This is a genomic window from Pseudomonas sp. PS01299, from assembly GCF_029960145.1.
In the GTDB taxonomy this organism is placed as follows: domain Bacteria; phylum Pseudomonadota; class Gammaproteobacteria; order Pseudomonadales; family Pseudomonadaceae; genus Aquipseudomonas; species Aquipseudomonas putida_A.
This window is the reverse complement of sequence record NZ_JASCPO010000474.1, coordinates 1-1484: the sequence shown is the minus strand read 5'-3', so window position 1 is coordinate 1484 and position 1484 is coordinate 1. Positions and strand designations below refer to the sequence as shown.

Annotated in this window: 1 protein-coding gene; it reads right to left on the bottom strand. The window is 60.5% G+C overall.

The window, feature by feature from the left end; all coding sequences use genetic code 11:
• Nucleotides 1-96: 96 nt before the first annotated feature.
• Nucleotides 97-1380, bottom strand: coding sequence for an arsenic transporter (locus tag QMX91_RS31090; RefSeq protein WP_223007937.1), 1284 nt, complete (start codon nucleotides 1378-1380; stop codon nucleotides 97-99).
• Between the last annotated feature and the right edge of the window lie 104 nt (nucleotides 1381-1484).

The following is a 1484-nucleotide window of genomic DNA, read 5'->3' as shown; positions in this document are numbered from 1 at the left end:
AGCCCGCTCCCACAAGGGGTTGGCATTCCAATTTCTACATTTGGAATGCTGCTCAAAATGTGGGAGCGGGCTTGCTCGCGAAGGGGCCAACGCGGTCTAGATGGATAACCGCAACGCCAACGCCGCCAAGGTAATCAACAACACCGGCACCGTCAGGACAATCCCGACCTTGAAGTAATACCCCCAACCAATCCGGATATCCTTGCGCGCCAGCACATGCAGCCACAACAAGGTCGCCAGGCTGCCGATCGGGGTGATTTTCGGCCCCAGATCGCTGCCGATCACGTTGGCGTAGATCATCGCTTCCTTGATCACACCGCTGGCCTGACTGGCATCGATCGACAACAAGCCGATCAGCACTGTCGGCAAGTTGTTCATGATCGACGACAACAGCGCGGTCAGCACCCCTGTGCCCAGCGCCGCGCCCCATACGCCGTACCCGGCGAACACATCCAGCCAGCCAGCGAGATACCCGGTCAGCCCGGCATTGCGCAGGCCATACACCACCAGATACATGCCCAGCGAGAAAATCACGATCTGCCACGGCGCTTCTTTCAGCACCTTGCGCGTGGAAATCTTGTGGCCACGGGCGGCGATCCCCAGCAGCAGGGCCGCACAGACCGCCGAAATCGCGCTGATCGGGATGCCCAGCTGTTCGAGGAAAAAGCAGCCGATCAGCAGAATCACCAGCACTACCCAACCGGCATAGAACGTGGCCTTATCGTGGATCGCCGTGTGCGGCTGTTCGAGCTGTTCGGGATCGTAAGCCTTAGGGATGTCGCGACGGAAAAACCACAGCAGCACGCCCAGCGTCGCGGCCACACTGACGAAGTTGACCGGCACCATCACCGCCGCATAGCGGTTGAAGCCGATGTGAAAGAAGTCCGCCGAAACGATGTTGACCAGGTTCGACACCACCAGCGGCAGGCTCGCGGTGTCGGCGATAAAACCGGCACCCATGACGAACGCCAAGGTCGCCGCCGGGGAAAAGCGCAGCGCCAGCAGCATGGAAATCACGATCGGCGTGAGGATCAGCGCCGCGCCGTCATTGGCGAACAACGCCGATACCAGCGCGCCGAGCAGCACCATGAAGGCAAACAGCTTGCGCCCACTGCCCCGCCCCCAGCGTGCTACATGCAGCGCAGCCCAGGCGAAGAACCCCGCTTCGTCGAGCAACAGGCTGATGATGATCAGCGCAACGAAGGTGCCGGTGGCGTTCCAGATGATCTGCCACACCAGCGGAATATCGCTCAGGTGCACGACGCCGAAGATCAGCGCAAGCACGGCACCGAGCGTCGCGCTCCAGCCGACCCCGAGGCCTTTGGGTTGCCAGATGACAAGGGTGATGGTCAGCAGGAAGATCAGTGACGCAGCGAGCATTCGCGACAGCCTTCAATTATTCAATGAGTGGAGATCCAAACGTGGGAACGGGCTTGCTCGCGAAAGCGGTGTGTCAGATGACAACTTTGTGTCTGACACACCGC